We start from the raw sequence: 17,450 nt of genomic DNA, 5'->3' as shown, positions 1-17,450 counted from the left end.
ATGGTGCGTTTGAGAGTGGAGTTCACGACCGAGCCGTTCGACCTCGACGAGGCGCCGGCGCACGCGGTCGTGGCCCGTGAGGTCATCCAGTCGGCCGAACTGGACGCGGTCGACGTCGGTCCCTTCGGCAACACGGCGGAGGGCGGTGTCGACGCGGTGCTCACCGCGGTCGACTCGCTGCTGCGCAAGTCGCTCGCGGCCGGCGCCACCCGCGTCTCGCTGCAGGTCAACGTGATCGGCGAGGGGGAGAAGTGACCGAGCATCCCTTGGTGGCGGCGGTGAAGCCCCTGGTGGACGCCATGGGTGCCGAGCTGCTCGTGCCCGCGCAGGCGGAGGCGGACGACGTCGTCCTGTCCTGGGAGGGCGAGGACGTCCTCGCCGTACGGCTGCCGCAGCTGTCCGACTCCCTCGACCGCATCCTCGCGGCGATGGAGCGGCGGCACGGGATGCCGCTGGCCGAACTCGACCGCAAGGCCAAGCAGGAGGTCGTCCGCCTCCTTGAGGCGCGCGGCGCCTTCTCCGTGCGCCACGGAGTGGAGACGGTGGCCGGGGCACTGGGTGTCAGCCGGTTCACCGTGTACAACTACCTGAACAGGGAGACCGCCCTGAACAGGGAAAAGGCCCCCAAAGGCGAGTAGTTGATCATGTGTGGCCACAAGCCGTCGTCCGGATGTCGGGACGACGGCTTTTGTGTGGCCGAGTTTTCAACAAAGTGTTGACGTTGTGTTGCGGAGGGCGTTAGCTATCCGCAGCCCGTCCGACGCACAGCGAAAAACAGCCACGGAGGCTTCCCGTGACTTCAGGAACGACACCGGGCCTCACCCGGTTCAACACCTCGGCGGACAGCGAGGCCGTCGCCGCGCTCCACGAGGTGTGCTCCAGTTCGGCGTGGGGGAGCAAGCTCCTTGCCCGGCGCCCGTACACCACCGCCGAAGCCCTCTTCCTCGCCAGCGACGCCGCCATGGCCGAGCTGACCGCCGAGGACCTGGCCGACGCGATGGCGGGCCACCCGCCGATCGGTCGTCCGAAGGCAGGGGACCCGACCTCCTCCCGCGAACAGAGCGGGATGGCCGGCGCCTCCGCGGAACTCAAGGCCGAGATGCTCGAACTCAACCTGGCCTACCAGGACAAGTTCGGTCACGTCTTCCTCATCTGCGCCACCGGCAGGACCGGCGAGCAGATGCGCGACGCGGTCCGCGAGCGGATCGGGAACTCGCCCGAGGAGGAGCGGGAGATCGTCCGCACCGAACTGGGCAAGATCAACCGCATCCGGCTGACCCGTCTCGTGGAGACCCCCGAGGACCCCGAGACCTCCGGGACCCCCCGGACCTCCGAGACCTCCGAGACCTCCGAGGAAGAGAGCTCCGCATGAGCACCGACACCACCGCCTCGGTGTCCACCCACATCCTGGACACCAGCATCGGCCGCCCGGCCGAGGGCGTGGCCATCACGCTCGCGGCCCGCAGCGGCTCCGACGCGGAATGGGTCACGCTCGGCGGCTCCGCCACCGACGCGGACGGGCGCTGCAAGGACCTGCCGGCGCTGCCGGAAGAAACCACCCACGTACGTCTCGACTTCGAGACCGAGACGTACTTCGCCAAGAAGCAAGCCGAGGCGCAGCAGGACGCCCCCCGCGTAAGGGACAGCGGTGCGTTCTTCCCGGAGGTGGCGATCACGTTCGCCGTCAGGCCGGGCGAGCACTACCACGTACCGCTGCTGCTCAACCCGTTCGGCTACTCCGTTTACCGAGGGAGCTAGCAGACATGCCCACGATTCTCGGCCAGAACCAGTACGGCAAAGCAGAGAACCGCGTCGTCAAGATCACGCGGGACGGCGCCACCCACCACATCAAGGACCTGAACGTCTCCGTCGCCCTCTCCGGCGACCTCGACGACGTCCACCTCACCGGCTCCAACGCCCACTGCCTCCCCACCGACACGACGAAGAACACCGTCTTCGCGTTCGCCAAGGAGTACGGCATCGAGTCCGCCGAGCAGTTCGGCATCCACCTCGCCCGCCACTTCGTGACGAGCCAGGAGCCGATCAAGCAGGCGCGCATCCGGATCGAGGAGTACGCCTGGGAGCGCATCGCCTCCTCCGACGCCAACTCCAAGTTCATCGGCGCCGACGAGGTCAACCACTCCTTCGCCCGCAAGGGCCAGGAGACCCGCGTCACCCAGATCACCTACGACGGCGAGAAGTGGGAGGTCATCTCCGGCCTCAAGGACCTCGTCGTCATGAACTCGACCAACTCGGAGTTCTGGGGCTACATCAAGGACCGGTACACGACGCTGACGGAGGCGTACGACCGCATCCTGGCCACCCAGGTGTCCGGCCGCTGGCGCTTCAACTGGACCGACGACGACCAGCGCATGCCCAACTGGGAGCGGTCGTACGAGCAGACCAGGAAGCACATGCTCGAAGCCTTCTCGGAGACGTACTCGTACTCCCTCCAGCAGACGCTGTACCAGATGGCCACGCGCATCATCAACCACCGCTCGGAGATCGACGAAGTCCGCTTCTCGCTCCCGAACAAGCACCACTTCCTCGTCGACCTCGAGCCCTTCGGCCTCAAGAACGACAACGAGGTCTACTACGCCGCCGACCGCATGTACGGCCTCATCGAGGCCACCGTCCTCCGCGACGGAGCCACGGCGCTGATCCCGGTCGACATGACCAACCTCTAAGCGGCATCCGCGTGACCGGCCCCGCCCGCCCGCAGTCGGGCGGGGCCGGTGCACCGGACCGGAGGGAACAACCATGGCACAGCCTGCAAAGGGGCCGGCAACCGCCGAAGGCCCGTGTTCCACCCCGCCGTCCACCACCACCCCGGCCACGGCCGAGTGCCACCCGGTGGACGAGAAGCTCCCCGCCTCGCGGCTCGTCCCCGCGGCACTCCAGCACATCGCCGCCATGTACGCGGGCGTCGTCACCCCTCCGCTGATCATCGGCCAGGCGGTCGGCCTGGACGCCGCCGGAATGACCCGGCTCATCGCGGCAAGCCTGCTCATCGCCGGCTGCGCCACCATCCTGCAGACCCTCGGCATCGGACGCTTCGCCGGCAACCGGCTCCCGTTCGTCAACGCCGCCTCCTCCGCCGGAATCGCCCCGATGCTCGCCATCGCCGAGACCAGCGCCCCCGGACACCAACTCCCCGCCATCTACGGCGCGGTGATGGTCGCCGGAGTCTTCTGCCTCGCCGTCGGACCCTTCTTCGGCAAGCTCCTGCGCTTCTTCCCGCCGCTCGTCACCGGCGTCGTCATCACCCTCATCGGGGTCACCCTGATGCCCGTGCCCGTCGGCTGGGCCCAGGGCGGCGACCGGACCGCCGCCGACTTCGGTGCGATGAAGCACCTCGCACTCGCCGGCTTCACCCTCGTCGTCATCCTGCTCTTCCAGCGCTTCGGCAAGGGCTTCGTCAAGCAGATCGCCCTGCTCCTCGGCCTGCTCATCGGCACCCTCGCCGCGATCCCCTTCGGCATGGCGGACTTCGGCGTCCTCCGCGCGGCACCCGTCGCGGCCCTGCCCGCGCCCTTCGCCTTCGGCGCACCCGAGTTCCAGCCCGCCGCGGTCCTGTCGCTCTGCATCGTGATGCTGGTCCTCATGACCGAGTCCAGCGCCGGCATGCTCGCCCTCGGCGAGATCTGCGACCGCCGCAGCGACGGGCGGACCATCACCCGCGGACTGCGCACCGACGGCATCGCCACCCTGCTCGGCCCCGTCTTCGGCGGCTTCCCGACCTCGGCCTTCGCCCAGAACGTCGGCGTCGTCTCGCTGACCCGGGTCCGCTCCCGGTACGTCGTCGCCGTCGCCGGCGGCGCCCTGATCGTCCTCGGCGCCTTCCCGGTCCTCGGCGCGGTCGTCTCCACGGTCCCGATGCCCGTCCTCGGCGGCGCCGGCATCGTCCTCTTCGGCTCGATCGCGGTCAGCGGCATCCGCACCCTGTCGGAAGCCGGACTCGACGACAGCTCCAACATCATCCTGGTGGCCGTCGCGCTCGGAGCGGGCATCATCCCGCTCGCCGCCCCCACCTTCTACGCCGACTTCCCTGCCTGGGCTCAGACCGTGCTCGGCTCCGGCATCAGCGCGGGCGCGCTCGTCGCCGTCCTGCTCAACCTGTTCTTCCACCATCTCGGCACCCGGAGCCGTCACACCGCTCCGGCACTCAAATCCTCCTAGGGTCCTGCCGTGCCCACACCACCACAGAGGAATGAAGGAACCACCGCCATGGCAGCACCTTCGGCAGCCCAGCGCATCGTCATCGAGAACGCGGCGATCGCGACCGTCGACGCGAACGACACCGAGTACGCCTCCGGTCACCTCGTCGTCGCCGACAACAAGATCGAGTCCATCGGCGCCGGCAAGGCACCCGAGGGCCTGGAGAACGTGGTCCGACGGATCGACGCCACCGGCCACCTGGTGACCCCCGGTCTGGTCAACACCCACCACCACTTCTACCAGTGGATCACCCGGGGTCTGGCCACCGACCACAACCTCTTCAACTGGCTGGTCGCGCTCTACCCGACATGGTCGCGCATCGACGAGTCGATGGTCCGCGTCGCCGCGCAGGGCTCCCTGGCGATGATGGCCCGCGGCGGCGTCACCACCGCCATGGACCACCACTACGTCTACCCGAAGAACTCCGGCGACCTGTCCGGCGCCATCATCGGCGCCGCCTCCGACATGGGCGTCCGCTTCACCCTCGCCCGCGGCTCGATGGACATGAGCGAGAAGGACGGCTTCCTGCCGCCGGACTTCGCGGTCGAGACCACCGAGGGTGCGCTCGCCGCGACCGAGGAGACGGTGAAGAAGTTCCACGACGCCTCCTTCGACGCGATGACCCAGGTCGCCGTCGCCCCCTGCTCCCCGTTCTCCATCTCGACGCAGCTGCTCAAGCAGGGCGCCGAACTGGCCCGCCGGCTCGGCGTGCGGATGCACACCCACGGCTCGGAGACCGTGGAGGAGGAGAAGTTCTGCCACGAGCTCTTCGGCATGGGCCCGACGGACTACTTCGAGTCCACCGGCTTCCTCGGCGAGGACGTGTGGATGGCGCACTGCGTCCACATGAACGACTCCGACATCGCCGCCTTCGCCCGCACCGGCACCGGCGTGGCGCACTGCCCCTCCTCGAACGCGCGCCTCGCCGCCGGCATCGCCCGCGTACCGGACATGCTCAAGGCGGGCGTCCCCGTCGGCCTCGGCGTCGACGGCACCGCCTCCAACGAGTCCGGCGAGCTCCACACCGAGCTGCGCAACGCGCTCCTCATCAACCGGCTCGGCGCCCACCGCGAGGCCGCGCTCAACGCCCGCCAGGCCCTGCGCCTCGGCACCTACGGCGGCGCGCAGGTCCTCGGCCGCGCCGACAACATCGGCTCCCTCGAAGCCGGCAAGCTCGCCGACTTCGTCCTCTGGAAGATCGACGGCCTCGGCCACTCCTCGATCGCCGACCCGGTCACCGCCGTCGTCTTCGGCGCCGCGGCCCCGGTCACCGCCTCCTTCGTCAACGGCCGGCAGATCGTCGAGAACAACCGACTGCTGTTCGCCGACGAGGAGCAGATCGCGCGCGACGCGCGCGCGGAGGCACAGCGCCTGGCCCGCATCACGGCCCAGGGCTGATCCTCCCCACGGAGTCCGACCGAGGGGGACGGCCCTCGGTCGGTCGCCGCGGACCCGAGCGGGGTCCGCGGCAGCCGGACCGGGCGGTGCCGTACGCAGAAGACGTACGGCACCCCCGGGACGGTGAAGCGCGCCCGCACCCCCACCGGGCCCCGTCCTCCCGCCGCACCCCCTCCGCGGCACACCCGCACCACCGCACCTCCCCGCATCGAGCCGCACCTCCTGCACCTCGCACCGCATCGCACCACCTCCCTGAACCCCGCGTCACCGCCGACGTGTAACCGACCGGAGGAACCGCCGTGGCCGCCAAGCCCCAGGTTCGCAATGCACCAGACGCAGGCCCCGCCCCCGAAGACCGCGAGAAGCATCCGGTCGACGAGACGCTGCCCCCACTCAAGATGCTCACCAGCGGCCTTCAGCACGTCGCCGCCATGTACGCGGGCGTCGTCGCCCCGCCCCTGATCGTCGGAGCGGCCGTCGGCCTCTCCGGCACCGAACTCACCTTCCTCACCGGAGCGAGCCTCTTCACCGCGGGCCTCGCCACCTTCCTCCAGACGCTCGGCGTCTGGAAGATCGGCGCCAGGCTGCCGTTCGTCAACGGCGTCACCTTCGCCGGCGTCGCACCGATGCTCGCGATCGTCGACACGACCGAGAACAAGGCCGACGCGCTCCCCGTCATCTTCGGCGCGATCATCGTCGCCGGACTCCTCGGCTTCCTCGCCGCGCCGTGGTTCTCCCGGCTCGTGCGGTTCTTCCCGCCGGTCGTCACCGGTACCGTGATCACCCTGATCGGCGTCTCCCTCCTCCCGGTCGCGTTCGGCTGGGCCCAGGGGCCCAACCCCAAGGCCGAGGACTACGGTTCGACGACCTTCCTCTCGCTCGCCGGCATCACGCTCGTCGTGGTCCTGCTGCTGCGCCGCTTCACCCGCGGCTTCCTCAAGCAGATCGCCGTCCTCGTCGGCCTCGTCATCGGCACCCTGATCGCCATACCCTTCGGCGTCACCGACTTCTCCCCGGTCACCGAGGCGGACATCGTCGGCTTCCCGTCCCCCTTCCACTTCGGCGCACCGCAGTTCGCGCTCGCCGCGATCATCTCCATGTGCGTGGTCATGCTGGTCTCCATGACCGAGTCGACCGCCGACATGCTGGCGCTCGGCGAGATCGTCGACCGGCCCGCCGACGAGAAGACCATCGCGGCCGGACTGCGCGCCGACACCCTCGGCTCCGCGATCAGCCCGCTGTTCAACGGCTTCATGTGCAGCGCCTTCGCCCAGAACATCGGCCTGGTCGCCATGACCCGGATCCGCAGCCGCTTCGTCGTCGCCTGCGGCGGCGGCTTCCTGGTCCTGATGGGCCTCTCCCCGGTCGCCGCCTCTCTCATCTCGGTCGTGCCCCGGCCCGTCCTCGGCGGCGCGGGCGTCGTCCTCTTCGGCTCGGTCGCCGCCAGCGGCATCCAGACCCTGGTCAAGGCCGGCCTGGAGAAGGACAACAACGTGCTGATCGTGGCCGTCTCGCTGGCCGTCGGCATCATCCCGATCACCAAGCCGGACTTCTACCACGCCTTCCCGGAGACGGCCCAGATCATCCTGGACTCCGGCATCTCCACCGGCTGCGTCGCGGCCGTCCTGCTCAACGTGGTCTTCAACCACCTCGGCCGGCGACAGGACGACGACGACGTCACCGCCCCGATGGAGCCGGGCGACGAGATCTCCGGCAGCCGCACGGCGAAGGCGGCGCACGCCCACTGAACCCGCACCTCGCCCCACCGCCCGCCCCGGCCCCCGCGCACACCGCGGGGCCCGGGGCCGCGGCGCGTGCCGACCGCACGGGGCCGGGGGCCGTGCTCGGCGACCGCGCGGTACGCGGGGCCGGGGTACGTTCCGACCGCGCGGGGCGCGGGGCCGGGGCACGCGCCAACCGTGCGGAGCCAGGGGGCGTGCCCGGTGACCGTGCGACGCGCGGGACCGTGGTGCTGGTCAACCCCAACAGCTCCACCGCCACGACCGTGATGATGACCGCGATCGCCCGGCGCACCCTGGGCCCCACCCTTCCGGTCCGGGGCGTGACCGCCGCCCGGGGCCCGCGGATGCTCACCGACCCGGAGGCCCTGGCGGCCGCCGCCCCCGAGGTCCTCGCCGCAGGCCTCCGCGCCGCGGCCGAGGGCGACTGCGCCGCCCTGCTCGTCGCCGCCTTCGGAGACCCCGGCCTCGCACGGCTGCGCGTGGCGGCCGCTCCGACCGGGGTCCCGGTGGTCGGCCTCGGCGAGGCGGCGCTCCTGGAAGCCGCCGCGGACGGAACGCCCTTCGGCATCGCCACCACCACCCCGCTCCTCGCCGACGCCATCCACGCGCGCGTGATCGAGCTCGGCCTCGGCGACCGGTACACCGGCCTCCGGCTCACCGCCGGTGCCCCGGAGCGGCTCTCCGCCGACCCGCCGCTCCTCCTCGACCGGCTGGAACGCGCCGTCCGCGCCTGTGCCGAACGCGACGGGGCCCGCGCCGTCGTCATCGGCGGCGGCCCGCTCGGCGAGGCCGCCGACGCACTCCACGCCTGCTGCGAGGTCCGGGTCGTCGCCCCGATCCCGGCGGCCTGCCGAGCCATCACCCACCTGCTGAGGACCTGACGGGCGACGGACCGGCGGGCGGAGGCCGACCGGCCCACGGCGCTCACCCCTCCACCGCGATCCGCCGACGGCACTCCGGGGCCAGCGGGGGATAGGCGGCGGCGATCGACTCGTACAGCCGCCGGCGCAGCAGCCGCTCGGCCTCGCCGCGGCCGGTCGCCCCGTACAGGCCGTCGAGCAGCGCCTCGTACCGCGACAGGGCGTGCCGCAGATAGCTCACCTGCCACCGCACCAGCGAGCCGACGGGCGGTCCGCCCGGGGACTCGGTCGGGGGCGCGGCCGGGGGGACGGACGGCGGCGGTGCCACGGGACTTCGGCCCGTCGCGCGGCTCGTGGCGCCGCCCGTGCCGCGGCCCGTCACGAGGCCTGTCGCGCCGCCCGTGCCGCGGCCCGTCAGGAGGTGCCGGTGGCGGACGGCCCGTCGCTCCAGTTCGGGGCCGGGCAGCCGGGGCACCTCGATCGGTTCCGCGCGGATCGCGGCGAGGACGGCGGACCGCCGCCGCTCGGCGTGCACCGCGGCGGCGGCGGAGCGGGCGGGCGACAGGACCGAGGTCTCGGCGAACTCGGGGGTCCGCTCCACGGTCTCGACCCGGGCCAGGAGGTAGAGCCGGACGGGTGCGAGGGACCAGCGGCGCGGGTCGCGCCCCTGTACGTCGGGCGTGCCGAGCAGGTCGCGCACCATCGCGTCGGTCCAGCCGCGTCGGCGTACCCCGGCGAACGTCACATAGGTCGTACGGTCCGTCATGATCCCCCCAGGAATGATTACTCAGAGTGACGATTCCAGTGAAGCGCACCCCACTGACAACGACCCCTTGCCGAGGTGGGTCCGACTGTGCGATATAGGTCTGGACCTTTTCGACGGACGGAGGCCGGCCCGTGCAACGCCCGCTCGCCACAAGCCTGTTGACCGCCCTCGGGCTCACCCTGGCGCTCACCCTCGCCGCCTGCTCCGCCGCTGCCGCACCCGAGGCGAAGGACACCCGCGCCCCCGGCGTCCCCGCCGGGGTCACCGCGACCGCCGGCAGCGCCAGTACCGTCCACGTCATGTGGAGCGCGGCCACCGACGACCGCGCCGTCACCGGCTACGAGGTCTACCGCGAAGGCCGCAAGGTCAAGGACCTCCCCGCGACCACCCTCATGACGGACGTCGTCGGCCTCACCCCCGCCAGTGTCCACACCTTCACCGTCCGCGCCCGCGACGCCGCCGGCAACGTCTCACCCGCCAGCGCCGCCGTCACCGCCACCACCCTCCCGGCCGCCGCCGAGGACCGCACGCCCCCCAGCGCGCCCGAGGCGCTCCGCGCCACCCCCGACGGCAGCCGTGCCGCCACCCTGCGCTGGACCCCCGCCCGGGACGACACCCGGGTCACGGCGTACGACGTCTACCAGGCCGACACCCGCATCCACACCGTCCCGGGCACCGCCACCACGGCCCACCTCACCGGCCTGCGCCCCGGCACCGCCTACGCGTTCACCGTCCGCGCCCGCGACGCCGCCGAGAACTCCTCCCCCGACAGCGCCCCCGCCGACCTCACCACCGCCTCCGCCCCCGGCGCGCCCCCGAACACCGCCCCCAAGGACCTCACCGCCACCGCCGCCAAGAGCGAGATCACCCTCACCTGGACCCCGCCCGACACCGGCGCCCCCGTCACCCACCACCAACTCCACCTCAACGGCCGCTTCGCCACCACCATCGTCTGGGGCACCACCCCACCCCCCGGCCGCGCCACCTACGCCTTCCCGGTCCCCGACCCCCCGGGCACCCGCTACACCGTCACCCTCCGCGCCCAACTCCCGGACGGCACCTGGGGCGACTTCTCGGCACCGAGGACGGTCGTGGTCCGCTGACGGCGAAGGACCGAGGCCCCGACACCACGCTCCGGGGCTCCCGCTTCCACACCCCGGGGCTCCCGCTTCCACACTCGGAGGCGCCCGGTTCCACGCTCCGGGACGTCCAACTCCACGCTCCGAGGCCCCACTCCACGCTCCACGACGCCCAACTCCACCAACCTTGGCCGAAATCGCACCCTTTCGCCGACCGCCGTCGCCCCGCACCCTGCGGACAGGGGAAGCGAACAGGGGACACGACAGGCTGCTGGGGGGCGCCGATGACCGAGCCGACGACCGAGCCGATCTACGTACCCGCACTGCCCGCCCGGCGGAACGCCCTCGCCGCGTACGGCGCCCTGGCGCCGGACGTCCGCGCGGCCGTCACCCCCCTGTGGACCGTCCCGCCCCGCGTCGGCCCCCCACGGACCCCGGGCCACGGGCGGCCGCACCCGCCCGATCCCGACGCGCTCGCCCTCGGCAGCCATGTGCACCGCGCCCTGGCCGGGATCGCGCGGGTGCAACGCGACCGCCCCGCCTGGGTGGACACCCGCCACGTGGAGAGCGGGCCCCGCGCGTTCGCCACGGGCCCGCCCCCGCTGCGGCCGGTGACCGGCACCGAGCGCGCCGCGTGGCAGCAGGTGGCCTGCGCCGAAGCGGCCGCCGCGGGAGGCGACGGTCTCGGCGTCCGGGTCCGCCCGGCCCGCGCCGTCTCCGACGGGCGGTGGGCGGAGGGCGTCGGCCGCCTCCTGCACCGGATCGCGTTCGCGCGCTGCCCCGTGGACCTCCTCCTCGACCTGGGACCGGTCGACGACACCGACCACGGCGCCCACCGCCTGGCGCTCCACGCCCTGGAGCTCCTCGGGCCCCTGCACCCCTGGCGCTCCGTCGTCCTGCTCGCCGGCTCATTCCCCCGTACCCACCCCGAGGGGTACGGCGCCGCCCTCACCGAGACCGGACGCGCCGACCGCGACCTCCGAGACCTGCTGCGCCACACCACCGGCGGGCTCGGCCCGCGGCCCGTGTACGGCGACTACGGAGCCCACGACCCGGCGAGCGCCGACCGCGTCTCGGACACCGGGGACGACGCCTTCCGAGGCGCCCTGCGCTACACCACCACCCGTACCTTCCTCGTGGGCGAGGTGCGCGCCGACCGTCCCGACCACCACCTCACCGTCCGCGCGCACGCCCGGGACATCGTCGACACCGCCGAGTTCCGAGGCGCCGCCTACAGCCGCGGCGACCGCTGGCTCCAGGCCTGCGCGGACGGCAGCGGCCCGCCCGGCACCGCCCACCCGGACGCCTGGATCTGCGCCGGCCACCTCCAGCACCTGACCCACGTGGCCCGCGAACTCCGCCGAAACGGCTGAGCCCCCGCGGCCCCGGAGCCCACACCGCCCCCGACAGCGCCCCCGCCTCCGACCGAGCCCCCGACCCGAGCCCCCGACCCGCGCCCCCGTCCCCCGACAGACACCCCGCGCAGCCGGACGCCCCGAGCTCCGACACACCTGCCCCGTGCGCCTTGCCGCCCGGAACGACCGGCCCGGAACTACCCTGGGAAGCGTGGCCGAGACCGTACTCACCAACACCGGGCTCGACAGGTTCCTCGAACTCCTCGACGGAACACCCGAGCGCCGGGACCCCGTGTTCACGCGTGCCGCCGAGGCGGTGCTGGGGCTGCTCGCCCTCCGAGGGGCCGACCGCGGCACGGGGGTGCCGGAGCCGACGCCCGGGCTCGTGCGGCAGCTGCTCGTGGAGGACCTGCCGACGTTCGTGTACGCGCCGCCCGGCGAGCTGGCGGCCTACCCGGCCGTCCTCGGGGCGCTCGCGGCACGGTTCGACGGAGGCCGCGGGGAGCGGATCGCCGCGGTCGTCGCGGAGGCGGGGCCCGACTTCGAACGGGCCATGAACGACCCCGGGAACCTGACCTGGCACCGCTGGTACGCCGCGCTGCTGCGCAACTGCGGCACCGACCTCGCCGACCCCGAGGACGTACGGCGCAGGCTCGCAGCCCTGGACGGCGCGCCGCTGCCCGACGGCGTGCACCGGGCCGACCTCATGGGGCGGACGGCGCTGGCGGACGTCCTCCTCGCGGAGGCGCTCACCCGGGCTTACGTGCGGGACGCCGAGGGGCAGCCGGCCGCGGGGCCGCTGCTCACGGACCACGCCGTCGCGACCGGCATCGGGCAGGTCGCCGCCGCGCTCCAGGACCGGTGGACCGCCGCCGGGCTGGCCGAGCAGCTCGCCGGGCCGTACGCCAGGTTCGCGCCGGGCCCCGACGCCTTCCCGCACCTCGTCCTCGCCGACGCGCTCCTCGACGAGCACCTGGACTACTACGGGGACGTCGCCGCCCCCGTCCCCCCGCCGCCCGCGATCGAGACCGGGCCGGGACCGGGAGCCGTGGAAGCGGACGCGGACGCCCTGATCGCCGCCGTCGAGGAGCTCGCGGAGGAGGAGTTCGAGCCCTACGGGGGCGAGGCCCCGCACCTGCTGTACGTGGTCTACCAGCGCGGCTGCGCCGCGGAGTCCGTCGCGCGCAAGGCCGCCGAGTACGAGGACTGGGCCGTCGACCCGGCCCTGGAGGACCTGCCCGTACCGGTGCCGGACAGGGCACCGGAGGCGTACGCGACCCCGCCGCTGCCGGAGCTCGTCCGGCTGCTCGGCACGGCGGACCTGAACGAGGCCGACCGGGCGCGGCTCGAAGGACCCGCCCGGGACCTGGCCGCGGCCGTGGACCGGCTGGCCGCCACCGGCCTGGTGTTCCGCGCCGGCGACGCCTTCGGACTGACCCCGCGCGGTGCGGGCGTCGTGCGCTACCTCCTCGGGGTGCGCGGGATCACCGCGCCCGACGCCGCCCAGACCGCCGTGTGGAGCGCGCCGGTCGTGGTGGCCGCCGCCGAGGGCTGGCCCGAGTGCGTCGCCGCGCGCGTGCTCGCCGACTGGCTCCGCGCGCGCGGGGACGCCGCCGAGGCCTGGTCCGCCCTGCTCGCCGCGCTCGGCACCGTCCACGCCGGGACCTCCGACGCGGCCGCCGTACGGGGCCTCTTCGCCGTCCTGGACACCGCCACCGCCCCGGCCGACGCCCTGCGCGGAGCCCTCGGCGACCCGGTCGTCGGCGCGTACGCCCTCCAGGCCCTGCGCGACCGGGACGAGCCGGCGGACGCGATCCAGGTGCGGACGTCCGCGCGGGCGCTGCACGTCCTCGACTCGCTGCCCGGCAAGAAGGGGCCCCTGGAGTCCCGCCGTACCGCCTTCGACGCGGCGGCGGCGGCCTGGCCCGGCGGTTCCGCCGCCCTGGTCAGGGCGATGGCTGCGGCGGACCGCCACGAGGCCGAGCGGGTCCTCGGCCCGCTCGGCATCACCGTGGACTGAACGCGGTCCCGACGGGGCCTCAGCCCGCCGTGAGGTACATCCCCGAGGCTCCCGACCCCGCCGTGTTCCGGCAGCTGTGGTTGCCGGTGGGGCGGGCGTGGACGAGCGCCAGGCAGCGGCCGAGGGCCTGCTGGCCGTAGGCGTTGGGGTGCATCGACTCCTGGACGAGCCCCTGGGTGCTCTGGCTGTCGATCCAGCGCGCCCACTCGCTCGTCGTCGCGGACGCGGGAACCGTGGACGTCACCTGCTTGCTCGCCTTCGCGCACACCTCACGCCCCTGGAGCGCGTCCCGCAGGTCCATGAACTGCACGCCCTTCGCCGCGGCGACGCCCTTCAGCCGGTTGGCGAGCTGGGGGACCAGGGAGTCCCGCGCCCAGTCGGAGTCGGCGTTCCAGAAGGGGCAGCCGCCGGTGTTGGTACGCGTCCAGCCGCTCTCGCCGTAGCGGTTGTCGGCGGCGCGGGGGATGGGCGAGGGGTACGACTGGAGGACGATCCGGTAGTCGGACGCGGCGTATCCGGCGGCGGTCATGACCGCCCGGATCTCGTCGACGGACTTGGCGACGTCCGCCATCACGCCGTCGATCTTCGCGTCGACCTCGGCCTGCTGGTCGTCGTGGCAGTACGAGTACCAGACGATGTAGTCCTTCGCGCAGGTGGCGATGATGTCGGCGAAGCCGAGGTCGTTGCCGCCGATGGAGAGCGCGATGAGCTCCACGTCGTTCGCGGCGGCCACCGCCGCGAGCTGGTCCGCCTGCGGGGACTCGCCCTTGTAGGCCTGGCCGCCCTGGGAGGCGCGGATGACGTTCTTCGTGGTCGCCCCGGAGCAGGCGAGGTTGATCAGGGAGCTCGCGATCGGTCCGGCGCTCTTCACCTCGGCGGTGTCCGAGCGGTGACAGCCGCCGGCGGTGGACCCGTACACCCGGGACGGGTCGTATCCACTTCCGGTCCAGGCCCGGTCGGTGCCGTTGCGGCTGCCGGAGTTGGTGAGGCTGTTGCCCAGCCACCGTCCGGCCTCGCCGGAGATGTAGCTGTCGCCCATGGTGACGACGGCGGTGGGGCCGCTGCCGTTGGAGGCCTGGGCGGACGGGGCGGCGACGGACGCGAGCCCGGCGGCGGTACACAGTGCCAGGAGTGCGCGCAGCGCACGGTGGGGGGACGAAGGCATGGCTGTGCTCCTGCGGTACGCAGTGATGTGGGGGACAGCCGCCGGCGCCGGTGACATGGCGGAATCTGACACGTCCCGGCTTATTACCGCTAGGTAGCTGCATATCTCGGTTCCGTCACGTCCCCTGGTGCCCCACAGGCCCCACGGCACGGCCCCGCCCCCGGAGCTGTGCGTTCACCGGGGGCGGGGCCGTGCGGGGTGGGGCCGGGGTCAGCCGGTCAGCTGCTCGTACGCGGGGAGGGTGAGGAAGTCGGCGTAGTCGGCGTCGAGGGAGACGTGGAGGAGGAGGTCGTGGGCCTGCTGCCACTTGCCGGCGGCGAAGGCCTCCTCGCCGATCTCGGCGCGGATGGCGGCGAGCTCCTCGGCGGCGACCTTGCGGGCGAGCTCGGGGGTGGCGGTCTCGCCGTTCTCGAAGACGACGCCGGCGTTGATCCACTGCCAGATCTGGGAGCGGGAGATCTCGGCGGTGGCGGCGTCCTCCATGAGGTTGAAGATGGCGACGGCGCCGAGGCCGCGGAGCCAGGCCTCGATGTAGCGGATGCCGACCTGGACGGCGCTGACGAGGCCGTCGTAGGTGGGCCTGGCGTCGAGGGAGTCGATCGCGATGAGGTCGCCGGGGGCGACGGAGACGTCCTCGCGGAGGCGGTCCTTCTGGTTCGGCCTGTCGCCGAGGACGGCGTCGAAGGAGGCCATGGCGATCGGGACGAGGTCGGGGTGGGCGACCCAGGAGCCGTCGAAGCCGTCGCCGGCCTCGCGGTCCTTGTCGGCCTTGACCTTCTCGAAGGCGACCTTGTTGACCTCGGCGTCCTTGCGGGACGGGATGAAGGCCGCCATGCCGCCGATGGCGTGCGCGCCGCGCTTGTGGCAGGTGCGGACGAGGAGTTCGGTGTAGGCGCGCATGAACGGGGCGGTCATCGTCACGGCGTTGCGGTCCGGCAGGACGAACTTGGCGCCGCCGTCACGGAAGTTCTTGACGATGGAGAAGAGGTAGTCCCAGCGGCCCGCGTTGAGGCCGGCGGCGTGGTCACGGAGCTCGTAGAGGATCTCCTCCATCTCGTACGCGGCCGTGATGGTCTCGATGAGGACCGTGGCGCGGACGGTGCCCTGCGGGATGCCGACGTAGTCCTGGGCGAAGACGAAGATGTCGTTCCAGAGGCGGGCCTCCAGGTGCGACTCGGTCTTCGGCAGGTAGAAGTAGGGGCCCTTGCCGAGGTCGATCAGGCGCTGGGCGTTGTGGAAGAAGTAGAGGCCGAAGTCGACGAGCGCGCCGGGCACCGGGCTTCCCTCGAAGGTGAGGTGACGCTCCTCCAGGTGCCAGCCGCGCGGCCGCATGACGACCGTGGCGAGCTCGCCGGCGGGCTTGAGGGCGTACGTCTTGCCCGAGCGCGGGTCGGTGAAGTCGATCTTCCGGGCGTACGCGTCGATCAGGTTGACCTGGCCGAGGACCACGTTCTCCCAGGTCGGCGCCGAGGCGTCCTCGAAGTCGGCGAGCCAGACCTTCGCGCCGGAGTTGAGCGCGTTGATCGTCATCTTGCGGTCGGTCGGGCCGGTGATCTCGACGCGGCGGTCGTTCAGGGCCGCCGGGGCCGGCGCGACCTTCCAGGAGTCGTCGGCGCGGATCGCGGCGGTCTCCGGCAGGAAGTCCAGGGTGGAGGTGCGGGCGATCTCGGCGCGGCGCTCCGCCCGGCGGGCGAGGAGCTCGTCCCGGCGCGGGGTGAACCGCCGGTGCAGCTCGGCGACGAAGGCCAGGGCGGCCTCCGTGAGCACCTCCTCCTGGCGCGGCAGGGGCTCGGCATCGACGACGACCAGGGGGGACGGCGCTGGTGCGGACATGAACTGTCACTTCCTTCAGCGGACTTCACGGGCGGTGCCAAGCGGCCGCCGGGCGTCACGGGAGGGCACGGAGTGCCACGGGCGCCGAGATACGGCCGCGAACGCCCTCTGAACTAGCAGGCGCTTCTGAACAGTGGATACTAGTTTCCTCATGGTGGAAGTTCAATGGTTTGTTGATGTCGAGATTCTCCGGATCGACAGACCGCGGCGCACGGTGCCAACCCGTTCACTCCAGGTGCGAGAGGTCCGCCTCCGTGTCGATGTCGTAGGGCTCGGCCACATCCGAACAGTCCACCGGCGTGATCGCATCCCGGTGCGCCGCCAGATAGTCCCGCGCGCCCCGGTCGCCCACGGCGCTCTCGGCGATGCCCGCCCAGTGCCCCGCGCCGAAGAGCACCGGATGCCCCCGGTGCCCGTCGTACGAGGCCGCGACCAGCGAGTCCCGGGACCCGTACGCCGCCCTCACCCGGGCCACCGCCTCGGCTCCGATGCCCGGCTGGTCGACCAGCACGACCAGGGCCGCGTCCACGCCCCGCGGGTCCGCCGCCAGCGACGCGAGGCCGGCCCGCAGGGAGGAGCCCATGCCCTCCCGCCACTCCGGGTTCTCCACCACCACGCACCCGCCCAGCTCCGCACGCTCCCGTACGATGCCCGCCGACGCCCCGAGCACCACGTGCACCACGGAGCAGCCGGCCGCCCGCAGCACCCCCACCGCGTGCTCGACCAGGGGACGCCCGCGGTGGGTCAGGAGTGCCTTGGGACGCCCCCCGAGCCGCCTGCCGCCCCCGGCGGCGAGGAGGAGGCCGGCGACGAGCGGGGTTCGATCTTCTGCGGTTGTCATGAGGACTGCATACCTCATGCGGCGGAATGACACGGTCGCCTGAATTCCGTCCACCAAGGGTGGCGCGCCGGGGTGGCGAAGGAGTTAACTGGCCCGCGGCTCGCGACGCCCGACCGCCGTCCGGCGGGTCCGTCCGGAGCGTTCGGAGTGTTCGTCGTACGGAGTTCTGCGCA

The 17,450-nt window shown here is 72.8% G+C and carries 16 protein-coding genes; 12 read left to right on the top strand and 4 right to left on the bottom strand.

The genetic code is table 11. The features are described 5' to 3' along the window. The 9 genes from ACIQFX_RS26465 to ACIQFX_RS26425 all read left to right on the top strand — a co-directional run bounded on the left by ACIQFX_RS26465 (nucleotide 1) and on the right by ACIQFX_RS26425 (nucleotide 8,239). Nucleotides 1-255, top strand: coding sequence for a hypothetical protein (locus ACIQFX_RS26465; protein ID WP_402468064.1), 255 nt, complete (start codon nucleotides 1-3; stop codon nucleotides 253-255). A gap of 44 nt (nucleotides 256-299) precedes the next feature. Further along, nucleotides 300-638, top strand: a complete 339-nt coding sequence (locus ACIQFX_RS26460) for a helix-turn-helix domain-containing protein (RefSeq protein WP_402468220.1) — start codon at nucleotides 300-302, stop codon at nucleotides 636-638. A gap of 155 nt (nucleotides 639-793) precedes the next feature. After that, on the top strand, nucleotides 794-1,372 hold the full coding sequence (uraD, locus tag ACIQFX_RS26455; RefSeq protein WP_402468061.1) for a 2-oxo-4-hydroxy-4-carboxy-5-ureidoimidazoline decarboxylase: 579 nt from the start codon (nucleotides 794-796) through the stop codon (nucleotides 1,370-1,372). After that, nucleotides 1,369-1,758 (top strand): hydroxyisourate hydrolase, encoded by a 390-nt coding sequence (uraH, locus tag ACIQFX_RS26450; protein WP_402468058.1) that lies wholly within the window; start codon nucleotides 1,369-1,371, stop codon nucleotides 1,756-1,758. Before uraD ends, uraH begins: the two co-directional genes overlap by 4 nt. 5 nt (nucleotides 1,759-1,763) lie before the next feature. Then, nucleotides 1,764-2,687: a factor-independent urate hydroxylase gene (pucL, locus tag ACIQFX_RS26445; RefSeq protein WP_402468056.1), complete on the top strand. Its 924-nt coding sequence runs from the start codon at nucleotides 1,764-1,766 to the stop codon at nucleotides 2,685-2,687. A gap of 73 nt (nucleotides 2,688-2,760) precedes the next feature. Further along, nucleotides 2,761-4,179: a nucleobase:cation symporter-2 family protein gene (locus ACIQFX_RS26440; protein ID WP_402468054.1), complete on the top strand. Its 1,419-nt coding sequence runs from the start codon at nucleotides 2,761-2,763 to the stop codon at nucleotides 4,177-4,179. 48 nt (nucleotides 4,180-4,227) lie between these two features. Next, entirely contained in the window at nucleotides 4,228-5,616 is a 1,389-nt protein-coding gene (locus ACIQFX_RS26435) for an 8-oxoguanine deaminase (protein WP_402468051.1), read from the top strand. A gap of 299 nt (nucleotides 5,617-5,915) precedes the next feature. Beyond that, complete coding sequence (locus tag ACIQFX_RS26430) at nucleotides 5,916-7,364, top strand: nucleobase:cation symporter-2 family protein (RefSeq protein ID WP_402468048.1); 1,449 nt, start codon at nucleotides 5,916-5,918, stop codon at nucleotides 7,362-7,364. A 188-nt stretch (nucleotides 7,365-7,552) separates the two neighbouring features. Beyond that, a complete protein-coding gene (locus tag ACIQFX_RS26425) occupies nucleotides 7,553-8,239 on the top strand; it encodes an aspartate/glutamate racemase family protein (protein WP_402468045.1) in 687 nt (228 codons plus the stop codon). Nucleotides 8,240-8,282: 43 nt separating this feature from the next. On the opposite strand, the gene ACIQFX_RS26420 is transcribed toward ACIQFX_RS26425, so the two are convergent. After that, nucleotides 8,283-8,984, bottom strand: a complete 702-nt coding sequence (locus ACIQFX_RS26420) for a hypothetical protein (protein WP_402468043.1) — start codon at nucleotides 8,982-8,984, stop codon at nucleotides 8,283-8,285. A gap of 131 nt (nucleotides 8,985-9,115) precedes the next feature. Between ACIQFX_RS26420 and ACIQFX_RS26415 the strand changes: the two genes are divergently transcribed. From ACIQFX_RS26415 to ACIQFX_RS26405, 3 genes are all read left to right on the top strand, one after another. Then, nucleotides 9,116-10,087, top strand: coding sequence for a fibronectin type III domain-containing protein (locus ACIQFX_RS26415; protein ID WP_402468040.1), 972 nt, complete (start codon nucleotides 9,116-9,118; stop codon nucleotides 10,085-10,087). A gap of 260 nt (nucleotides 10,088-10,347) precedes the next feature. Continuing rightward, nucleotides 10,348-11,436 (top strand): hypothetical protein, encoded by a 1,089-nt coding sequence (locus ACIQFX_RS26410; protein ID WP_402468037.1) that lies wholly within the window; start codon nucleotides 10,348-10,350, stop codon nucleotides 11,434-11,436. A 193-nt stretch (nucleotides 11,437-11,629) separates the two neighbouring features. After that, a complete protein-coding gene (locus ACIQFX_RS26405; RefSeq protein WP_402468034.1) occupies nucleotides 11,630-13,438 on the top strand; it encodes a hypothetical protein in 1,809 nt (602 codons plus the stop codon). A gap of 19 nt (nucleotides 13,439-13,457) precedes the next feature. On the opposite strand, the gene ACIQFX_RS26400 is transcribed toward ACIQFX_RS26405, so the two are convergent. The 3 genes from ACIQFX_RS26400 to ACIQFX_RS26390 all read right to left on the bottom strand — a co-directional run bounded on the left by ACIQFX_RS26400 (nucleotide 13,458) and on the right by ACIQFX_RS26390 (nucleotide 17,277). Continuing rightward, nucleotides 13,458-14,603 (bottom strand): GDSL-type esterase/lipase family protein, encoded by a 1,146-nt coding sequence (locus tag ACIQFX_RS26400; RefSeq protein WP_402468030.1) that lies wholly within the window; start codon nucleotides 14,601-14,603, stop codon nucleotides 13,458-13,460. 210 nt (nucleotides 14,604-14,813) lie between these two features. After that, nucleotides 14,814-16,436 (bottom strand): malate synthase A, encoded by a 1,623-nt coding sequence (gene aceB, locus ACIQFX_RS26395; protein WP_402468028.1) that lies wholly within the window; start codon nucleotides 16,434-16,436, stop codon nucleotides 14,814-14,816. Between the two features lie 226 nt (nucleotides 16,437-16,662). Further along, entirely contained in the window at nucleotides 16,663-17,277 is a 615-nt protein-coding gene (locus ACIQFX_RS26390; RefSeq protein ID WP_402468026.1) for an NTP transferase domain-containing protein, read from the bottom strand. Nucleotides 17,278-17,450 lie beyond the last annotated feature (173 nt).

This window comes from Streptomyces sp. NPDC093089 (assembly GCF_044754405.1).
In the GTDB taxonomy this organism is placed as follows: Bacteria; Actinomycetota; Actinomycetes; order Streptomycetales; family Streptomycetaceae; genus Streptomyces.
The sequence above is the reverse complement of the archived record's forward strand: the minus strand, read 5'-3'. Positions and strand labels throughout refer to the sequence as shown.

Excerpts from the sequence above, each read along its gene's own strand:
- ACIQFX_RS26465 (WP_402468064.1), top strand. The coding sequence starts at position 1 with ATGGTGCGTTTGAGAGTGGAGTTCACGACCGAGCCGTTCGACCTCGAC.
- ACIQFX_RS26460 (WP_402468220.1), top strand. The coding sequence starts at position 300 with ATGGGTGCCGAGCTGCTCGTGCCCGCGCAGGCGGAGGCGGACGACGTC.
- uraH (WP_402468058.1), top strand. The coding sequence starts at position 1,369 with ATGAGCACCGACACCACCGCCTCGGTGTCCACCCACATCCTGGACACC.
- pucL (WP_402468056.1), top strand. The coding sequence starts at position 1,764 with ATGCCCACGATTCTCGGCCAGAACCAGTACGGCAAAGCAGAGAACCGC.
- ACIQFX_RS26440 (WP_402468054.1), top strand. The coding sequence starts at position 2,761 with ATGGCACAGCCTGCAAAGGGGCCGGCAACCGCCGAAGGCCCGTGTTCC.
- ACIQFX_RS26435 (WP_402468051.1), top strand. The coding sequence starts at position 4,228 with ATGGCAGCACCTTCGGCAGCCCAGCGCATCGTCATCGAGAACGCGGCG.
- ACIQFX_RS26420 (WP_402468043.1), bottom strand. The coding sequence starts at position 8,984 with ATGACGGACCGTACGACCTATGTGACGTTCGCCGGGGTACGCCGACGC.
- ACIQFX_RS26410 (WP_402468037.1), top strand. The coding sequence starts at position 10,348 with ATGACCGAGCCGACGACCGAGCCGATCTACGTACCCGCACTGCCCGCC.
- ACIQFX_RS26400 (WP_402468030.1), bottom strand. The coding sequence starts at position 14,603 with ATGCCTTCGTCCCCCCACCGTGCGCTGCGCGCACTCCTGGCACTGTGT.
- aceB (WP_402468028.1), bottom strand. The coding sequence starts at position 16,436 with ATGTCCGCACCAGCGCCGTCCCCCCTGGTCGTCGTCGATGCCGAGCCC.
- ACIQFX_RS26390 (WP_402468026.1), bottom strand. The coding sequence starts at position 17,277 with ATGACAACCGCAGAAGATCGAACCCCGCTCGTCGCCGGCCTCCTCCTC.